The sequence below is a fragment of the Flavobacteriales bacterium genome, from assembly GCA_016124845.1.
In the GTDB taxonomy this organism is placed as follows: Bacteria; Bacteroidota; Bacteroidia; order UBA10329; family UBA10329; genus UBA10329.
Genome location: WGMW01000011.1, coordinates 21,530 through 40,189, shown reverse-complemented (window position 1 = coordinate 40,189; position 18,660 = coordinate 21,530). Strand labels below are relative to the sequence as shown.

Genomic DNA, 18,660 nt, shown 5'->3' with positions numbered 1-18,660 from the left:
TGTTTCGGCACTTGACATTTTCTAACACAATAAATTACGATATTCAACCTTTCAAAACCCTGAACAGCCCATTTCGTGCTACGCACAGTCTTTTTCATCCTTCTTTTTTGGGGCGTGCTCTTATCCAACATTGATGCGCGGGCGGGGAATATTGAATTTATTGAGAATGGTGGCCAATGGCCGGAACAGGTCCTTTACAAGGTAGGTCTTTCCACAGGCGGGTTTTACTTGGAGAAAGGCGGGTTCATGTACTCATTGATGGATCTGCAGGCCATCCGCGAAGCGCACGACCACCATACGCCCTTTCCGGAGACCATTCAGGCGCATGCCTTTCGAATGACCTTCGTGAATGCCAATACCGAGGCCGCAACCAAAACAACCGAGCGCTCTACCAACTATCGCAATTACTATTTGGGGAACGACCCAACGAAATGGGCTTCCAAGGTTTATGCGTACCAAACGGTGCAGTACGTCTCGCTTTACGATGGCATTGACCTGAAAGTGTATAGCAACGGTGAGCATTTGAAATACGACCTGATGGTGGCCCCGAATGCCGACCTGGGCCAACTGCAAATGCATTATGAGGGATTGGACGGAATGAGAATCCTTGAAAATGGCGACCTGGAACTGAGCAACTCGGTGGTCAATGTTTTTGAGAAGAAACCGGTGGCGTATCAGATGATCGGAGATGAGCGGGTTGAGGTTCCGTGTGCGTTTGAATTGAACGGAGAAACCGTGACGTTCATTTTTCCGGAAGGATATGACCCGACCCGCGAACTGATCATTGACCCCGAACTGGTTTTCGCCTCCTTTACGGGATCGACCACGGACAACTTTGGAAGTTCTGCCACCTTTGACAATAGCGGGTACCTGTATGGCGCAGGAACCAGTTTCGGAGACGGCTATCCGGTGACCACCGGAGCTTACAGCCAACCGGCTGCCGGACATACGGACATCGGTATCAGCAAATTCAGCCCTGACGGCTCATCCTTGGCGTATTCCACCTTTATAGGTGGTTCGAATGCCGAATCGGTGAACAGCCTTATTGTGAATGGCAATAATGAGCTGTACATATTGGGAACCTCCAGTAGTTTGGATTACCCGATCAGCAACAACGCCTTTCAAACCACCAATGGCAGAGGACCTTCCGTCAATTGGACCGTATTGCCCCAATACAATTATGCCTACGGCTATGGAATTGACCATGATCTGGGATGCGACATCGTGATCACGCGATTGGCTGCGGATGGATCGGCCATTCTATCATCCACTTTTGTTGGAGGCACTTTGAATGACGGACTGAACCCAAACACGATCCTCTACTACAACTATGGCGATCCTTTCAGAGGCGAGATCAACCTTGATGATGCCGGAAACGTGTATGTGGCCAGCTCCACGGAATCGACCGATTTTCCCGTGACATCGGGTGCGGTGCAGACCACGAATGCGGGAGGCCGCGATGGGGTGGTTTTTAAGATGAATCCGAATCTTTCGAACATGATCTGGTCCACGTACGTGGGAGGTTCTTCTACCGATAACGCCTATTCCATCCAGTTCGATCAAGGCGGAAGCCCCGTGATCGCAGGTGGTACGTTGAGCAGCGATTTTCCGACCACCAGCGGTTCGTTGCATCCTACCTATGGCGGGCAAGGCGATGGCTGGGTGATGAAACTTGCGGCCAACGGAAGCAGCATTACCGCCAGCAGTTACATCGGAACCGACAAGTACGATCAGGCCTATTTTGTGCAGATAGACCCGGACAATAACGTTTTCCTGCTTGGTCAGAGCCTTGGGAATATGCCGATCACTCCGGCATCCGTTTATCACAACAATAACAGCTGCCAGTTCATTCAGAAACTGGACAATTCATTGAGCAATCTCCTCGTGTCCTCCACGATCGGAACAGGCCGCGGAGTGATCGATTTCTCGCCAACGGCCTTCCTTGTCAGTAACTGCTACCAGATATTCGTTTCGGGCTGGGGCGGTGCCACCAACCACGTTATCGGTAATGCGGTGCAGAGTTCCACGGTGGGGCTTCCAATCACTTCCGATGCCCACCAGTCCACCAGCGATGGCAGCGACTTTTACCTGATGATGCTGGAAGAAGACGTAGCCGCACTGACCTACGGAACTTTCTTTGGCGGACCTGTGAGCGAAGAACACGTGGACGGTGGCACCAGCCGATTTGACAAGAACGGGATCGTATATGAGGCCGTGTGTGCCGGATGTGACGGCCACAGTGATTTCCCTACCACACCGGGCGCGTGGTCCAACACCAACAATTCCAGCAACTGCAACTTGGGCGTGTTCAAGTTCAACCTGAACCAGATCATTGCCGTTCCGGATTTCTACCTCAACCTGCAGAACTGCGACTTTCCGATGGAGGTGGATTTCACCAACCAGAGTACAGGGGCCAACACATTTCTGTGGACCTTCGGTGATGGGGAAACCTCCTCTTATTTTGAGGGCAACCACTATTACACCGACCCCGGGCATTACGAAATCTCACTGTATGCGTCCGACTCGGCAGGCTGCCTGGTTCCCGACACGGGTTATGTGGAATTCGACATTCCTGAACCACCGGTCATCTCGGTATTCGGAGGCGATACCATCTGCGCGCGCGATACCGTTCCGTTGGGCGTGGAAGGCATTGGTATCGTTTCGTACGAATGGAACCCGGCCGCTACGGTAGATGACCCATCCTCCACCCAACCGAATGCGTCCCCTTCAGAAACCACGGCCTACTTGGTTACCGCCACCGATTCGGTTGGCTGCACCGTTACCGACACGGTTCTGGTGGTGGTATCGGAGCCGCCTTACCTGAGTGTTGGGGATGATGCCTATTTGGAACCAGGAGTAAATGGAAGTCTTACGGCCAGCGTTCAAGTTGGCAGTACTATCGAATGGTCTCCGACCGAAGGTTTGAGCTGCATTACCTGTCCCGACCCGATCGCCAATCCGGAGGAGACCACCACGTATTACATCACCATTACAGATGAGCTGGGCTGTACCAACATCGACTCGATCATCGTTTATGCCTACCCGACCATCTATGTGCCGAACGCCTTTACACCGGGCGGCAACGAGAAGAATCCGATCTTCTATGCGTACGGCCGTGGCATTGCCGATTTCACGCTGACCATCTTCAACCGTTGGGGACAGATGATCTTCCAATCGAACGAGCTTGATAAAGGCTGGGACGGCACCATGAACGGACGGGACGTGCAGACCGGAGTGTATGTGTGGACGCTTCAGTACACCACCGACATTGCTCCGATGGATGTGCATAAGAAGATCGGTACGGTTACGCTGCTGCGGAACGTTTACTGATACTGTTCCGTGAAATCCGTACTACTTTACAGGAATTTCAAGCACAATTGCGCATCTTCGCAATCAATCAACTACACGATGCGCATCACGTTCATTTCTCTCGGCATTTTATTGGCCACTATAGCCTTTTCGGGCTGCGGAAACAAAACAGAAGAAACCAAAAAAGCTGCTCCTCCCGGAACGGTAGAGCCAACCGCAGAATCCACTGGAAATGCGGCAAAAGGGAAATCGCTTTACATGACCTGCACCACCTGCCACGGGCAACAGGCAGAAGGAATGCGCGCTTTGGGTGCTCCTGCGCTGGCCGATCAGGAACCATATTATCTGCATCAGCAGCTACAGAATTTCAGAACGAACAAGCGTGGCGTTCATGCAAAAGACACCTACGGAGCGCAGATGGCACCGATGGCAAAGACATTGGACAGCCAAGGCATTGATGATGTGATCGCGTACATCAAGACCTTTCCGTCACCGAAAGTGGAGCCCACGTTGGAAGGTGGCGATGCAGAGAACGGCAAGGCGTATTACAACATGATCTGTGGTGCGTGCCATGGTCCGGGTGCGGTGGGTATTGAATCGTTGCATTCGCCACGTTTGGTGGGCTTGCAGGATTGGTACATCCAGCGGCAGCTGAACAACTTCCGCGACAGCATAAGAGGCAACGAACCGGGAGACACGTACGGAGCACAGATGCTGCAGATTGCAGCCGATATTCCAGACGATCAGACGGTGAGCGACCTCATCGCATACATCAATTCGCTGAGTGCCGAATGAGAAACGCGCTCGCAGGCGTTACGTTCTTCATAGCAACCCTTTCGGTTGCGCTGGTTTCCTGCGAGAAAGATGTGATTCCGAACGATGCGGAAGATGCAACCGAACTTGCATCCACCGCTACTGGCGATCTCAGTCTCTGTGAAACCTGTCCGCCCGGTTTTGAACTGACCGAAGAAGGCGTTTGCCGATTGCGGTCGATGTACCAGCAGTACAAATCGTTGGAAGACCAAGGCGTTGGCGGACTGAAAACCGCGCTGCCCGAATACCGAGATGGCTTCACCCCACAACAGATCGACCTTGGGCGTTACCTGTTCTTCGACCCTGTTCTTTCCAAGGACGGAACGGTGAGCTGTGCTTCGTGCCATCAACCCGAAAAGGGTTTCAGCGATGGTTTGGGAACAAGCGTGGGAATTGGTGGACAAGCGGTAAAGCGCGGTGCACCAAGCCTTTGGAATGTGGCATTTCTGAAACTCTTCTTCTGGGATGGAAGAGCGCATTCTTTGGAAGAGCAGATGCAAGGACCGCTATTTGCCGAAAATGAAATGAGTACCACGCCTGAAAAATTGATCTCAACGCTGAACGGTATTGAGAACTACCGCAAGCTGTTCCATGAGGCTTTTCCAAAGTCGAGCGAGGAAATTGAACTGAACGAGATCTATCTCGCGATAGCTGCGTTCGAAACTTCGCTCATCTCGCTCAACAGCAGATACGATCAATATGCGCATGGCTTTCATGGCGCGCTGAATCAGAATGAAATTGAAGGAATGAACGTGTTCCGCTCGTTTGTGGCGCGATGCGCGGAATGCCACACGCCACCGCTTTTTACCAATCAGCAATTGGCGGTGCTGGGCACGCCCGAACCTGACGGACGGGAACTCGATCCCGGAGCGCAGGTTCCATACAACGACCCAACGTTGCGGGCAGCATTCAAGGTTCCAAGCCTGCGGAATGTGGCCAAGACCGCGCCTTACATGCATTCGGGAAATTTCAAAACGCTGCGCGAAACAGTTGAGTTCTACACCATGGGTCGCGGGCATGCTGTTCCCGAAGGCGAGAACCTGTATCTGCATTGGCACATTTGGGAGCCAGAGCTTTCTGACAATGAATTGGACCGATTGGTGGATTTTCTGCAAACACTTACAGATGAAAGCTTTATGCCGAAACGCCCAGATCGATTACCTTCATCGCCTTGATAAAAATCAATTCTTCTAAAGCCCTATGAAAAAAGCCATCATTTGGATCATTGTATCTGCACTCGTTTTCGTTGTGGGAGTGTATATCGGAAAGGTGAAATATTCCGCTTCTGGACCTGCCGCTCCACCACCGACATTCTTCGAGGGCGGTGACGGAACCATGTCGATTGACGCGTCTGAAAAGAACGTGATCGAAGTGCACGCAGGAGAATCCATTCAGGATGCGGTTGGAAAGGCGAATTCGGGTGACCTCATCCGCGTCTATCCGGGAACGTATCACGAAACGGTGTACATCGATAAGGACGGCATCAGCCTGCAAGGCGTGATCCAAAAAGGCAAATGGCCCACGTTGGATGGCAGCGAGAATGGCGAGAAAGTGCTGAACGATGCGATCCTTTACTCAGGTTCGAACACGCTGATCGAGAACTTCAAGATCGTTCAGTACAAGGGCAACGGCATCATGGGGCAGGCGGGCAACAACTTCCTTATCCGCAACAACTGGATCGTGGAATCGGGCGTTTACGGCATTTTCCCTGAGTTTGGAAAGAACGGACTGATCGAGCATAACGTGCTGAGCGGCATTGCCGATGCGGCCATTTATGTGGGCATGTGCGACAATATTGACGTGAAATACAATGAGGTGTTCGAAAGCGTGGCCGGAATTGAGATCGAGAACTGCCGTCACGCGTTGGTGGAAGGAAACTACACACACGACAACACGGGCGGAATTCTGGCTTTCATTACGCCTGGACTTCCGATCAAAACGTGCAAGGATGTCATCATCCGAAACAACTATATGGTGAACAACAACCACGAGAATTTCGGCAAGCCGGGAGCCATCATTTCCATGCTGCCTCCGGGAAGCGGTCTCATCATCATGGCTGCCGATGAAGTAGTGGTGGAGAACAACATCATTTCTGGAAACGACAATGCAGGAATCAGCATCACCGACCTGAGTTTCGGTTCGCAGATCTCGAAAGATCCGGAAGCGGATCCAAACCCGGACAACTTGGTGATCTTGGACAACGTGATGTTTGACAACGGCAACAATCCTGTGGCAGATGTGAAAGCTGCGATGGCCACGCTGATGGAAACCAAAGGTCCGGACATTCTTGCCTACGGTGGCGGTACCGGAAGTTGCATCCGCAACCGCGATATGTACCGGACGTGGGGCTTGGACAATTTCGCTTCATGCGAACTTTCAAGCACGGCCAATGTGAAATCGTATCTGCTTTCTGAGCCAGTTGCACCTCGCGACATCGAAACAGAAGAGAAAGGAAAGATGGCGTTCTACGGAGTTTGTTCCGGTTGCCACGCGTATGATGTGCGCATGATCGGACCTCCCGTTCAGACCATTCAGGCCATGTACAAGGGCAATCCGCAGGGCATTGCCGATTACATTGCCAATCCGGTGCACAGACGGGATGACTACGAAGAAATGCCTCCTCAGAACTACCTCACCGAGGAAACACGTTTGGCCGTTGCCGAGTACCTGCTCAGCATCGAGCCCAAAAAGAAAAAGAAATAACCAACCCCAACCAATTATGACCATCAACCCCAAACTTCTCGGCATAGCTGCGGCAGCGATGCTGTTGGCTTCATGCGGCCAGCCAAAACTGACCTCGGAAGAACTGCACAAGAAATTGCAGGAAGAAATGATCGCGGTGCAGGAAGGCGGAACCATTGAGATTCCTGCCGGGACGTATGAGTTCACCAGCGAACTGTCGATGCGTGACGTGAAGAATGTGACCATCAAAGGCGCAGGCATCGATAAGACCATCATCAACTTTGGCAAGCAGACCGAAGGCGCGCAGGGCTTTTACATCAAAGCCGATGGCGTGACCATCTGCGATATGACCATTCAGGATCTGAGCGGAGACGGCATCAAGGTGCATCAGAGCAAGGATGTGACCATGCGCAACATCAAAGTGGAATGGACGGGCGGTTCATCTTCTGCAAACGGGGCTTACGCGCTTTATCCCGTGCTTTGCGATGGCCTGTTGATCGAAAAATGCGAACTCTACAACGCCAGCGATGCGGGTATTTACACAGGTCAGAGCCGCAATGTCATCCTTCGTGACAACTACGCTTCCATGAACGTGCAGGGAATTGCCATCGAGAACTGCTCCTTCACAGAGGTTTACAACAACACGTGCGAAGGAAATGCGTGTGGCATTGCGTTCTACAACCTTCCTGATCTGATTGAAAAACAAGGGTCGAACGTTCGTATCCACGACAACATTATCCGCAACAACAACCACGATAACTTCGGAAATCCAGGTGCGATCGTGGGCGTCCTTCCAGGCGGAACAGCCAGTTTCATCCTTGCGGGAAAGAACATTGAGATGGATCACAACACGTTCTCAAACCACAAGACAACCAGCACAGGAATTGTGAGCTATCAACTCACAGAACGCCCTTGGGAAGACTCGCTATTTTACCCGTTCTCAACGGGTATTTACGTTCACGATAACGTGTATGAAGAACAGGAACCGATGCTTCCCGACACGACCAAGCGTTTGGGTCAATTGATGGCTTCGCTGTTCGGAGCGGAATCACCTCATATCGTTTATGATGGCATCTTCGACCCTGCGCTGATCGACATGGAAACCATGAGCATTGCGCCAGAGAACATGATCTGCATCAAGAACAACAATACCACGTTCTGCAACATCAATGCGCCCAGCAATTTTGAGGATATGAGTACGGAATTGGATGGTTTCGACTGCGAACTGCCGCATCCGCAAACTCCGAAAACGGAGAGTTAAAGCGTATCTTTAGTGCATGGCTACGGTTGACAACATCAGAAATGGATTGATCGATAAGATCCTGTCTATTCGCAATAAGGAATTCCTTTTGGCGCTGGATAAACTCATTGCATCCAGTTCAGAAAATTCGGAAACGGCAACACTCACCGAAGAGCAGAAACTGATGCTTGAAATGAGCGAAGATGACATTCGCAACGGCAAAGTCCTATCTCAGAGTGAGTTGAAAACCAGAACGACAGCATGGCTGAACGAAAAAAGGAGCCGACAATAGCATGGACCGAAACAGCCGAAAATCAGTTTTTTGAGGTGCTGGATTACTGGACGGAAAGAAATAATTCTACTTCCTATGCGGAAAAGCTATCCAGTGCAGTTTGGAACAGAACGGCTTTCTTGGCCAAGAACCCGTTGAGTTCTGTGAAAGCAGATTTTCCGAATACTCGAAAAGCCGCGATGGGTCATTTTTCCATTCTGTATCGGATTGTTGAGGATGGAATTCTGATCACCTCTTTTTGGGATAACCGACAGGATCCGAAAAAGCTCCACAGACTATTGAAGCACAAACGAAATTCAGGGAAATGAACGAAAAAACCGTTGTCATAACTGGCGGAAACGCTGGAATCGGGAAAGCCACGGCCATTGCGCTGGCCAAGAAAGGTGCTTCCATTGTCATCACTTCCCGTTCGGAAGAAAAAGCGAAGGAAGCCGTTGCCGAGATCAAGAAATCGTCAGGAAACGAGAAGATTGATTTTGTGACCATCGACCTGAGTTCGCAGAAATCCGTTCGGGAAGCAGCGGAGAAACTGAAGGCGAAATGCCCGAAGATCGATGTGCTGATCAATAATGCGGGCTGCTATTTCTCGGAATTGAAACTGAATGATGCTGGATTGGAAATGCAGTTCGCCACCAACCATTTGGGGCATTTTCTACTAACTAATCTGTTGATGGAAAACCTGAAAGCTACGGACAAAGCACGCATCGTCAACCTTGCTTCCATCGCACACAAATCAACCAGAGAGCTGGACCTGAATGACATCAATTTCGAGAAGTCGGGTTACGGAGGCTGGAAGTCGTACTCCCGTTCCAAATTCTGCAATATTCTGTTTACCAGAGAGTTGGCCAAACGCTTGGAAGGAACAGGAATCACCGCCAACGCGGTGCATCCAGGCGGAGTGCGAACGGAAATTGCCGAGAAGAACGCCAACTGGTTCACCAAACTGGGATGGATTCTCACCAAACCGCTGATGGTTTCGGTAGAGGATGGTGCCAAAACATCCGTGTATCTCGCTTCTTCCGATGAAGTGGAAGGAAAAACAGGCGGTTATTGGGTCAAATGCAAACAGTATTACAGCAACCGACCATCGCAAGACCCCGAAACAGCAGCAGCACTTTGGAAGAAAAGCGAAGAACTGGTCGGACAGGAATTCCCACTCAAATGATGTGCAGATTTTTGGTCATCGGATTGTGCTTGGCTACCGTCATCGGTTGTCAGGAATCGGCAACCATTGTTGATGGCCCCGTGAATGTTCCAACTTCTGGCGAGTACTTGAAAAAGCTATCCGAGTACCACCTGTTCCGTGGTGAACAGAAAAACCTCGAACCGAACGATGGCGTGCTTCCGTACACGCTCAACTCCACGCTTTTCACAGATTATGCGCACAAAGCGCGATTCGTCTGGATGCCAGAAGGCAAGACGGCCGAGTACAATCCGACACGCGAATTCGACTTTCCCGTTGGAGCCATTCTCATCAAAAACTTCTACTACCCTTTTGATTTCCGTGATGAAAGCAAAGGCCGCAGGATCATCGAAACACGCTTGCTCATAAACCGAGAAGATGGTTGGGTCGGATTGCCGTACATCTGGAACGAAGAACAGACCGATGCGCAGCTGGAATTGGCTGGTGGAAAGACCGATGTTTCATGGATTCATGATGATGGCTCGAAGAAGTCGGTCAACTACGTTATTCCAAACAAGAACCAATGCAAAGGTTGCCATGAATATGACGGAGCTTGGGTTCCCATCGGCCCAAAGGCCAAGCATTTGAACCGAGATTTCTCGTATTCCGATGGCGAAATGAACCAACTGGAAAAATGGGCGGCCAAGGGTTATCTCACAGGATTTTCTCCTTCGGATGCCGCGCCAAAACTGGCCGTTTGGGATGATGAAACCACAGGAACATTGGATGAGCGCGCCCGTGCTTGGCTCGACATCAATTGCGCGCATTGCCACAACCCCAAAGGGCCGGGAAACACATCTGGTTTCTTCCTGAATATTGAAGAGACCGATTGCACCAGGCGCGGTTTCTACAAAACGAATGTGGCTGCGGGCCGTGGTGGCGGTCAGTACATGTACGACATCGCTCCTGGTCAGCCCGACAGTTCCATCATGGTGTACCGAATGGAAAGCACCGACCCAGGTATTATGATGCCCGAAATGGGTCGTAAATTGGTTCACGAAGAAGCCATGCAGATCATCCGACAATGGATTTCGGGGATGGATGAAAAACATCCGTGCAACCTCCCCTAACCCCTCCAAAGGAGGGGAACTGATTCCGCGATCAACACTTGAAATCACGCTGCAACTAATTAACTTGTCAACTTTATCAACTCTGTAAACGAACCTATGGCAACAGGAACTCCTTGGAAACGACTTGAAAAGAAAACGGGCTACGATGCCATTGTCATTGGTTCGGGGCTTGGTGCCATGACCTTCGGGGCCATCATGGCCAAGATGGGTAAGAAGGTGCTGTTGCTCGAAAAGCATTATGTGGCAGGCGGTTTCACACACGTTTTCAAGCGGAAAGATTACGAGTGGGACGTGGGTATTCACTACGTGGGAGATGTGCATCAGGAGTTCACGTTCATGAGTATTCTCTTCGATTACATCACCGACCATCAACTCAAATGGCAGGAGATGGACGAGGTGTATGATCGCATCATTCTCGGTGAGAATGTGTACGATTTCAAATCGGGAAAAGAGAATTTCATTGAGATGCTCTACGAGCGTTTTCCAGGTGAGGAAGAGGCCATCGACAACTACATCAAAGCCGTTTATGCCGCAAGTGGCTCCAATAAGAAATTCTTTCAGGAGAAGGCGTTGCCGACCATTCTCAGCAAGCTCTTCGGAGGTCTTCTCACGAAGAAATACAACGAGTGGTCGGATAAGACCACAAAGGAGGTTCTGGATGGAATTACCGATAATGAAGAGCTGAAAGCGGTACTTGCCGGGCAGTACGGAGACCATGGCATGCCTCCTGCCGAAAGCAGTTTTGCCATTCAATCTGTGGTGAACAAGCATTATTGGAAAGGCGGTGCGTTTCCCATTGGTGGCTGCCAGCGTATTGCAGAGACCATCATTCCTGTGATTGAGAAAGCGGGCGGAGCGGTTGCCGTGCGGGCCGGGGTGGAAAAGATCATTGTGGAAAACGGAAAAGCCACGGGCGTACTGATGGAAGATGGAACCGTGCTGAACGCTCCGATGATCGTGAGCGGTGCAGGTTACCTGAACACGATGGAAAAACTGCTCGACAAGGACGTTCAGAAAGCCATTGGTTTTGATGCCAAGAACTCCGTGGCGCGATCGGTGTCGCACGTTTGTCTGTATGTCGGATTGAAGGAAAACCTCCGCGAACTCGGCATCGGCAACACCAATTATTGGGTGTATCCGCACAACGATCACGACCGTGGCGTGAAGGAGTATATGGAGGATCCGAGCAAACCGTTCCCGATCACTTACATTTCATTCCCCTCGCTGAAAGATCCAGAATGGGAAGCGCGTTATCCTGGCAAGAGCACCATTGAAATGATCACGCTGGCACCTTATGAATGGTTCGAGAAATGGGAAGATGAGCGTTGGAAGCACCGTGGTGAAGAGTACGAAGCATACAAGGAGGAATTCTCGCAGCGATTGCTGAAGGAACTCTACAAGCAGTTTCCGCAGCTGGAGGGAAAAGTGGATTACTACGAACTTTCCACACCGCTTTCCACCAAGCATTTCGTGAACTATGAGAAAGGAGAAATTTACGGCCTCGACCACTCCCCTGCCCGATTCCGCCAAACGGAACTTCGACCCAAAACACCGATCAAAAATCTGTATCTCACGGGTCAAGATATTGTGACCGTTGGTATTGGGGGTGCATTGATGAGCGGACTGCTGACCGCAGCGCACGTTACCACCAGTTTCAGGCTGGCCGAGAACATTGCAGATACCGTGATGAAGGAGCGGGAAAAGATGAAATCAGAAATGGTTTCGAATCACGAATAAGTACGAATATGCGAACGGTAAATCCCTATCGCCTTGCATTAACACCACGGGAGATTGCACATTTGTTATATTCGTACCGCTTGCGGTATTTGCAATTCGTAACCTCATGAAACGATTGATTCCCTTTTTACTTATTGGCCTTGCGGCCTGCAATCAAAAGCCAGTTGAACCCGAAACGCCCAAGGAAGAGGTTGCCTACACCAAAACCATGGAATATGCGGTGGATCTGAACTCGGTTTTCCATCAGGATCTGAATGACGAGGACTTCTCAGATGTTTCGCCATTGGCGGAGAAGCTGATCACCAACGTACTGGAAGGAAAGCTGAAAGCGTATGACCGCGGTTCAGACGAGGTGCTGAGCCCTGAACAGGCCAAGGAGATTCTGGTTTTCACCGATACCATTTGGTTTGAAGAACCCGAAACAGGCGACCGTTCCATCGATATTGTGGAGCGCGATTACACCAAGGATTTCTACGGATTCACCTTCCGCGAACAATGGGCCTACAATGACGAAGGTGCCATCATCAACCGCAAAATTCTGGGCATCGCTCCACGAATTCCCGTGTATTCTTCGCAAGGCGGTAATCTGCGCGGGTTTACTTCCGCCTTTTGGGTGAAGTACGATTGAACCTCGCTTCGATTCTGATGTTGTAGTTGCTTGACCCGAAGCACGTGAAAAAGCGCTACATCTTTCTGCTCATCTTCATCGGAATTCACATTCCGCTTGCCATCTGGTACTTCAACAGTCCGATGTCGGTGGCAAATGATGAAGACACGTATGATTTCTTCGAAGACAAGGGTCTGACATGCACCATCGGCCACGACAGCATTTTCGGTCATCCGCTGCGGTGGGTTGAGGTATCGACCTTGAAGGACGACTCGTTACCGATCGTCATCTTCACGCACGGAGCTCCAGGTGCTGCCAACAATTTCTTCCAGTTTTTGGATGATACTTCGCTGCTGAAACACGCACGATTGATCTCCATCGACCGTTTGGGCTACAGTCCTGATGATCAGGGAAATGCTGAGGTTTCCATTCAGCGACAGAGCGAGGCATTGGGAAAAGTGCTGTCGCATTATCCGTATCCGTACGTGATTGCGGTCGGGCATTCGTATGGCGGGCCGATAACCGCAAACTACGTGCTTGACCATCCCGAAAAAGTGAAAGCGGCCGTTCTGCTTGCCCCCGCTTTGAATCCCGATGAAGAGAAGGATTTCGCCATCGTCAAATTCACCGAATGGAAGGCCACGCGATGGGCGGTCCCTCCTTTTTTCATGGTAGCTGCCGCTGAGAAAAAAGCACACGAATCTGAGCTCAGAAAAATGCTCCCAAAATGGAAGACGGTCCGAACGCCATTCATACACGTTCATGGAACGGATGATGACATTGTGCCTTATTCCAATATTGAATTTTCGAATCGTATGATGCCAGATTCACTCTTAACGATCGTGACAATTGATGGAGGCAGCCACATGACACCTTGGGAAGATGAGGAGTTGGTGAGGAACATAATCCTGAATAGTCTGGAATGACACGGCCAATTGTTTCTGAATCTTAGCGGAAACAATTTGTTTGAAACAAAACGTTTACCGTAGTCTCAACTAAACAGCGGATTTAGTTTGAATTATCTACTTTCGATTGAATCCAACCACCGACCTAAAGTAATGCACACTGGAAAAACAAGTCTTAATCTAGCATTGGCTCTGTTTGTCATTTGTCTTTTCACCCAATGTAAAACGGTGGAAATTCCAAATCCGACCCTTACCAAAAGAGTTAAATTCAAGGAAGGCAAGGATGACGTTTTCTTGAATCCAAGTCTGATATATTTGATTGACAGTGTCCGGATACCTCGGTTTGTTGTGAGGTTTCCTGAAGTCCAAACCTCCATTGTAAAGGAGGATGGCTACTACAATTCCAACATGTACTATGAATTGGAAAAAGCCCTAGTTGACAATGGATTTAAGGTTATCGATAGAACCTTCTTCGAAAAAAAATCAGCCGAATCAGTTAACCTTGATCAATTCGCAGACTACGTATTTGAAATCGTAGAGTATAGAACGGTAAAATATTATACGGGAATCTTTCTCCATCAAAGACCTGCAGGCAAAAAAGGAATTCGCCAAAACGGTATGAGACATTACTACTTAGGTGCAGAACTTTCATCCAAAATCATAGACCTTAAAACGGGAGAAATAGTTGGTACCATGCGGACCAGTTATGCACCGTGTACTAAAGGCTGCAAGGTTAAATATGACTACTACGAGATACTGGAGGAAAATCTGACCGGAGAAATTGAGGATGAGGAAGATACAATCGAGGTTGAAAACACTCCAGTTGATATTGGAATGGTGAGATCATTGGCTGCGAGGGTATCAAAACATTTGAGGTATGAGAGGTAACAATTCTTTCTCCGATTACAAGAAAAGTCGCCTCTTGACCAACATCTAGTTCATCAACCAAATGATGATCGCGTAGCGGACTGTTTTTCCGACAAGCAGCCACCACGCGCTTGGCCATTCTCTGGCGCGAAAATACCCCAATGCAAGTACGATCGCATTACCCAAAAGCGGAAGCCAACCCAAAATGGCGAAATAAGCTCCGTACTTCTCCACTTTCGATTCCCATTCAAGCAATTGCTTGTGCGTTACACGGAAATACTTCTCGATCCATTCCAATTTGCCGAGATGCCCGATCCAGAAAGTGGTCATGCCACCAATCCAATTACTGACCGTGGCAAGCAGAAACAATTTTCCCGGATCCAAACCTTGGCTGAGAAGTACCACCAGAACAGCTTCCGATGATAGCGGAATGATGGTACCGGAAAGAAACCCTGCCAGGATTATCCCCCAATATCCCCAGTCAATGAGGAACTGCTGAATTGCATGTAAGAGACTGGGCCAGTCCATGCTCGCAAGTTAGAGAGTAATTCTGCTTGGTTCGGAGTAATTCGGTTCCGACCGAAAAGGTCTTTTTCACTTTGCATTAATTTAACAGTCGTCTGGCTTCGCGTTCCTGTATTTTCGTGGCACACCCAAACCTTTATGAAGCTCCACCATTTTCCCTTTTTCATTTTCGCCTTTTTCCTCACCGCCTGCACCACACCCAAATGGCCCATGCAGAACGAATATCCATTGGAGGTTCAGACGGTTTTGGGAGAATTGCTTCCACGGTTGGAAGTTGCCGCGGACGACCCCGCGCTTCATGACGCTGGGTTCGATTTCAGCAAGGAATATTGCCCGCAGCTGAGCAATCCGTACTGGCTGATACCATCGGTCGATCTTCCCGAAGGCGTTAAACCACAGAACTCGAACAATAACGTCAGCATTACCATCTTCAAGCAGCGTATTTTCCTCGCTTTCCGAACAGGACCAACGCATTTCGCCTCCAAGAAAACGGGCATTTACATCATCAGCTCCGCAGATGGAAAGACATGGCAAAAGGAAAAGGAGGTCTTCATTGGGCGCGATATGCGCGAACCTTTCTTAGTTCCGATCAATGGGAAACTGCATTTCTACACCTTCGGTGCAGGAACCAAAATGACGGCCTTCGAACCCGAATTCATTGACCACTTCACTTCTGATGGCAACGGAAACTGGAGCGAACCTGAAAAGGTGCTGACATTGGGTGAAGTGCATTGGAGCATCAAGAATCGGAACAATACGACTTTTATGACGAGCTACGTTGGGTCGCATTACGAACTGAAAGGCCCATCGAAAGTGCGGTTGTTCTTCAAACAGACCGATGATGGCGTGAACTGGACTTCCATGAACGATACAGGCGCGGTCTATTTCGGAGGGGTGTCGGAAACTGCGTGGGAATTTGACCGAGATGGAAACCTCTGGGCAGTTACAAGATTAGAAGATGGCGACAGAACAGGATTCGGTTCGCATGTTGCTTTCGCGAAAGCAGGAAACCTGGGCAACTGGGAGTTTCCGGATACGGCTGATGCGCGCTGCTTCATGTCGCCCAAAATGTTCCGACATGGCGATGATCTTTACCTGATCGGAAGAAGGCAGTTGGGCAAAAAGCCGTTCGGAAAGGTGAAACGAAGCAAGAAAATGTCCGCGCAGCGAAAAGGGAATTGGGTCGGGTATTCGCTTTCCCCGAAAACCACTGCGCTTTTCAAGATCAACCAGGAAACGCGCAAAGTAGAATGGGTTATGGACCTTCCTGGTGCTGGAGACACGGCTTTTCCGTCCATCATCCGATTGGACAAACACCGTTTTCTGGTGGCGAATTACACATCGCCCATCAATCACCAAAAACGCGATTGGCTGATGGGGCAATTGGGCAAGACGAAGATCTATTTGCAGTTGATCACGTTTGCTCCTTGCGATTGATTTAACCACAGAGGACACACGGAGGAAGCACAAAGAACACTGAGTTGCTGATCAAACACAATATTTGATCCGTGCAGACCCGTTTCATCCGCGTCATCCGCGTTCTATTATTAACCGCATAGGGCAGAGATTTCGTGGAGGGCGCAAAGTCCCCCTTTGGGGGATTTAGGAGGTCTGTTCATCATTATCCGCTCCTAGTTTCGGGGCTGGCGAAAGCTGCGCTGAACCGAAAACCGTAGGAAAACTATCCGCGAAAAGTGGATGATTCATGGCTTCTTGAACTGAAAGAACGGGTGATAGACAAACATCTTCGTTCTCCAATTTGCCTGTCCAGAATTGCTGCGGTTGAGATGCAAAAAGGTCTGCTACTTCCTGTTTCAATTCGGGTTCCATGAGGCGTGCGCCCCACTCGGAATGGCCGATCAGATTGCAGAGTTTCTGCCAGAATTTGGGTTCCAGAGCGCCCAAAGCCACATGCTTTCCATCTGCGCAGCGATAAACGTTGTATGAAGCGAGTTTCCCTGACAGGTAATCTTCATAGTTGCCTGTTTCTTTTTCTTCTGCAATACGAAGCATTTGCAGGACTGAAGCGTTCTTGGCCATGGCCACATCCACGTGTTGGCCTTCGCCTGATCTTTCTCTGTGAAGAAGAGCTGTAACGGTTGCATTCAACGCCATCATGCTACCACCCGCCACATCGGCCAATTGTGCTTTAGGAATGACGGGATTTCCATTGCCATTGCGTAGCCCATCCAACACACCAGAATAACTCAGGTAGTTGATGTCGTGCCCTGGTTTGGCAGCCATTTCACCCGTTTGTCCGTAACCTGTGATGGAAACAAGGATGATCTTTGGATTACGCTTTTTCAACGCTTTGAAACCAAGTCCGAAAGCCTCCAGAACACCAGGCCTGAATTGCTCGATGACGACATCTGACGTTTCCACCAATTTGAGGATGGCCTCTCTCCCACTATCTGAACGGTAATCGACCGAAACACTCTTCTTGCCAGCATTCAAGGCATGATAGAAAACCGAGTTCCCATCATCTTTGGTTGGTGGCATCCAACGGACGGAATCTGGCGAAGTGGGTGACTCGACCTTGATGACCTCCGCGCCTTGCTGTGCCATCCAAAGTGTGGCCAACGGACCTGGCAGCAGTTTGGTGAAATCGAGAATGCGGTAGCCGCGAAGTGGTTGGTTCATGGTGTGAAAATAGAAAACCATGAAAGCACAAATTCCAAAATGTCTTATTTTGATCGCATGCATCAAACCCAATTCCGCATTACCCCAGAAGGCTTGAAAGCCATTAATAAAAAGCTTCGCATTAGAAGTGTTATTGTCTCATCAATGGCTGTAGTTGGAGGCATCCTGCTTGTAGAGTTTGGAGGGAATGTTCCTAAAAACCAAGGCCTGGTTGGCTTTGCACCTTATTTTTTGGTTGTCTTGGTCTTAGGCTTCACACTATACCGAACTTGGTCCAAGCAAGCAAAACTGTTTTCGCTGTACTTGCTCCGTGTTGAAGATGACCAGCTGATCAGGGAAATGGGCGACATGCCAGTACGATCGATGCGCTTGGATGACATCACAAATATTGTCAAACGCAAGAATGGCGACCTAATAGTGAATGGAGTCAGTGCAGCTGATAAAATCTGGATACCAGCACAATTGGAACGTATCAATGAGGTTGAGGAATTTCTTCAAAGAACCGTCCCATTTGCTCCTTCCAGCAGAACCTTCGACCTCGGAATAATGCCTGTCCTTTTGGCGTCAGTAGGTATGATTGCAGTAATGGGAACATTTTTTGTTTCTACGAATAAGGCTGTTGTCAGTCTCACCGGACTACTACTTCTCAGCGTCCTTGGATACTCTTTTTACAGCGCATGGAAGAATGAATTCCTGAGTAAAAACGTAAAACGACTCAAATGGGTAATGTTGCCGCTGATCTTTTCCATCCTTTACACCTTCTATCTCAAGCTATTTCTGTAAGCATTCT

Annotated in this window: 17 protein-coding genes; 15 read left to right on the top strand and 2 right to left on the bottom strand. The window is 49.6% G+C overall.

Going from position 1 to position 18,660, the window contains the following annotated elements; genetic code table 11:
* Window positions 1–75 precede the first annotated feature (75 nt).
* The 13 genes from GC178_05820 to GC178_05760 all read left to right on the top strand — a co-directional run bounded on the left by GC178_05820 (window position 76) and on the right by GC178_05760 (window position 14,726).
* On the top strand, window positions 76–3,330 hold the full coding sequence (locus GC178_05820) for a T9SS type B sorting domain-containing protein (GenBank protein MBI1287080.1): 3,255 nt from the start codon (window positions 76–78) through the stop codon (window positions 3,328–3,330).
* Between the two features lie 9 nt (window positions 3,331–3,339).
* Entirely contained in the window at window positions 3,340–4,104 is a 765-nt protein-coding gene (locus tag GC178_05815; protein MBI1287079.1) for a c-type cytochrome, read from the top strand.
* Window positions 4,101–5,297 (top strand): cytochrome-c peroxidase, encoded by a 1,197-nt coding sequence (locus GC178_05810; GenBank protein MBI1287078.1) that lies wholly within the window; start codon window positions 4,101–4,103, stop codon window positions 5,295–5,297. The genes GC178_05815 and GC178_05810 overlap by 4 nt, the downstream gene beginning before the upstream one ends.
* A 25-nt stretch (window positions 5,298–5,322) precedes the next feature.
* On the top strand, window positions 5,323–6,825 hold the full coding sequence (locus GC178_05805) for a cytochrome-c peroxidase (GenBank protein ID MBI1287077.1): 1,503 nt from the start codon (window positions 5,323–5,325) through the stop codon (window positions 6,823–6,825).
* Entirely contained in the window at window positions 6,722–8,065 is a 1,344-nt protein-coding gene (locus GC178_05800; GenBank protein ID MBI1287076.1) for a hypothetical protein, read from the top strand. Before GC178_05805 ends, GC178_05800 begins: the two co-directional genes overlap by 104 nt.
* A 16-nt stretch (window positions 8,066–8,081) precedes the next feature.
* Window positions 8,082–8,336 carry a hypothetical protein gene (locus GC178_05795; protein MBI1287075.1) on the top strand — a complete coding sequence of 85 codons (255 nt, stop codon included), beginning with the start codon at window positions 8,082–8,084 and terminating at the stop codon, window positions 8,334–8,336.
* Window positions 8,306–8,644, top strand: a complete 339-nt coding sequence (locus GC178_05790; GenBank protein MBI1287074.1) for a type II toxin-antitoxin system RelE/ParE family toxin — start codon at window positions 8,306–8,308, stop codon at window positions 8,642–8,644. The genes GC178_05795 and GC178_05790 overlap by 31 nt, the downstream gene beginning before the upstream one ends.
* On the top strand, window positions 8,641–9,501 hold the full coding sequence (locus tag GC178_05785; protein ID MBI1287073.1) for an SDR family NAD(P)-dependent oxidoreductase: 861 nt from the start codon (window positions 8,641–8,643) through the stop codon (window positions 9,499–9,501). Before GC178_05790 ends, GC178_05785 begins: the two co-directional genes overlap by 4 nt.
* On the top strand, window positions 9,396–10,589 hold the full coding sequence (locus tag GC178_05780; GenBank protein MBI1287072.1) for a hypothetical protein: 1,194 nt from the start codon (window positions 9,396–9,398) through the stop codon (window positions 10,587–10,589). The genes GC178_05785 and GC178_05780 overlap by 106 nt, the downstream gene beginning before the upstream one ends.
* Before the next feature lie 96 nt (window positions 10,590–10,685).
* On the top strand, window positions 10,686–12,326 hold the full coding sequence (locus GC178_05775) for an NAD(P)-binding protein (GenBank protein MBI1287071.1): 1,641 nt from the start codon (window positions 10,686–10,688) through the stop codon (window positions 12,324–12,326).
* A gap of 106 nt (window positions 12,327–12,432) precedes the next feature.
* Window positions 12,433–12,954 (top strand): hypothetical protein, encoded by a 522-nt coding sequence (locus GC178_05770; protein ID MBI1287070.1) that lies wholly within the window; start codon window positions 12,433–12,435, stop codon window positions 12,952–12,954.
* Between the two features lie 44 nt (window positions 12,955–12,998).
* On the top strand, window positions 12,999–13,859 hold the full coding sequence (locus GC178_05765) for an alpha/beta fold hydrolase (GenBank protein MBI1287069.1): 861 nt from the start codon (window positions 12,999–13,001) through the stop codon (window positions 13,857–13,859).
* A gap of 207 nt (window positions 13,860–14,066) precedes the next feature.
* Window positions 14,067–14,726: a hypothetical protein gene (locus tag GC178_05760; GenBank protein MBI1287068.1), complete on the top strand. Its 660-nt coding sequence runs from the start codon at window positions 14,067–14,069 to the stop codon at window positions 14,724–14,726.
* A 45-nt stretch (window positions 14,727–14,771) separates the two neighbouring features.
* On the opposite strand, the gene GC178_05755 is transcribed toward GC178_05760, so the two are convergent.
* Window positions 14,772–15,233, bottom strand: coding sequence for a DedA family protein (locus GC178_05755; GenBank protein ID MBI1287067.1), 462 nt, complete (start codon window positions 15,231–15,233; stop codon window positions 14,772–14,774).
* Between the two features lie 135 nt (window positions 15,234–15,368).
* Between GC178_05755 and GC178_05750 the strand changes: the two genes are divergently transcribed.
* Window positions 15,369–16,667, top strand: a complete 1,299-nt coding sequence (locus tag GC178_05750) for a hypothetical protein (GenBank protein MBI1287066.1) — start codon at window positions 15,369–15,371, stop codon at window positions 16,665–16,667.
* Between the two features lie 165 nt (window positions 16,668–16,832).
* Here GC178_05750 and GC178_05745 read toward each other — a convergent pair whose 3' ends face one another.
* Window positions 16,833–17,933 carry a CoA transferase gene (locus GC178_05745; protein MBI1287065.1) on the bottom strand — a complete coding sequence of 367 codons (1,101 nt, stop codon included), beginning with the start codon at window positions 17,931–17,933 and terminating at the stop codon, window positions 16,833–16,835.
* On the opposite strand from GC178_05745, the gene GC178_05740 reads away from it, so the two are divergent.
* A complete protein-coding gene (locus GC178_05740) occupies window positions 17,910–18,653 on the top strand; it encodes a hypothetical protein (protein MBI1287064.1) in 744 nt (247 codons plus the stop codon). The two genes, GC178_05745 and GC178_05740, sit on opposite strands and share 24 nt — an antisense overlap.
* Window positions 18,654–18,660: the final 7 nt, after the last annotated feature.

Bases quoted from the DNA above. Each gene is read 5' to 3' on its own strand.
- GC178_05780 (MBI1287072.1), top strand. From the start codon at position 9,396: ATGCAAACAGTATTACAGCAACCGACCATCGCAAGACCCCGAAACAGC.
- GC178_05785 (MBI1287073.1), top strand. From the start codon at position 8,641: ATGAACGAAAAAACCGTTGTCATAACTGGCGGAAACGCTGGAATCGGG.
- GC178_05770 (MBI1287070.1), top strand. From the start codon at position 12,433: ATGAAACGATTGATTCCCTTTTTACTTATTGGCCTTGCGGCCTGCAAT.
- GC178_05790 (MBI1287074.1), top strand. From the start codon at position 8,306: ATGGCTGAACGAAAAAAGGAGCCGACAATAGCATGGACCGAAACAGCC.
- GC178_05775 (MBI1287071.1), top strand. From the start codon at position 10,686: ATGGCAACAGGAACTCCTTGGAAACGACTTGAAAAGAAAACGGGCTAC.
- GC178_05750 (MBI1287066.1), top strand. From the start codon at position 15,369: ATGAAGCTCCACCATTTTCCCTTTTTCATTTTCGCCTTTTTCCTCACC.
- GC178_05745 (MBI1287065.1), bottom strand. From the start codon at position 17,933: ATGCATGCGATCAAAATAAGACATTTTGGAATTTGTGCTTTCATGGTT.
- GC178_05755 (MBI1287067.1), bottom strand. From the start codon at position 15,233: ATGGACTGGCCCAGTCTCTTACATGCAATTCAGCAGTTCCTCATTGAC.
- GC178_05805 (MBI1287077.1), top strand. From the start codon at position 5,323: ATGAAAAAAGCCATCATTTGGATCATTGTATCTGCACTCGTTTTCGTT.
- GC178_05795 (MBI1287075.1), top strand. From the start codon at position 8,082: ATGGCTACGGTTGACAACATCAGAAATGGATTGATCGATAAGATCCTG.
- GC178_05740 (MBI1287064.1), top strand. From the start codon at position 17,910: ATGTCTTATTTTGATCGCATGCATCAAACCCAATTCCGCATTACCCCA.
- GC178_05800 (MBI1287076.1), top strand. From the start codon at position 6,722: ATGACTACGAAGAAATGCCTCCTCAGAACTACCTCACCGAGGAAACAC.
- GC178_05810 (MBI1287078.1), top strand. From the start codon at position 4,101: ATGAGAAACGCGCTCGCAGGCGTTACGTTCTTCATAGCAACCCTTTCG.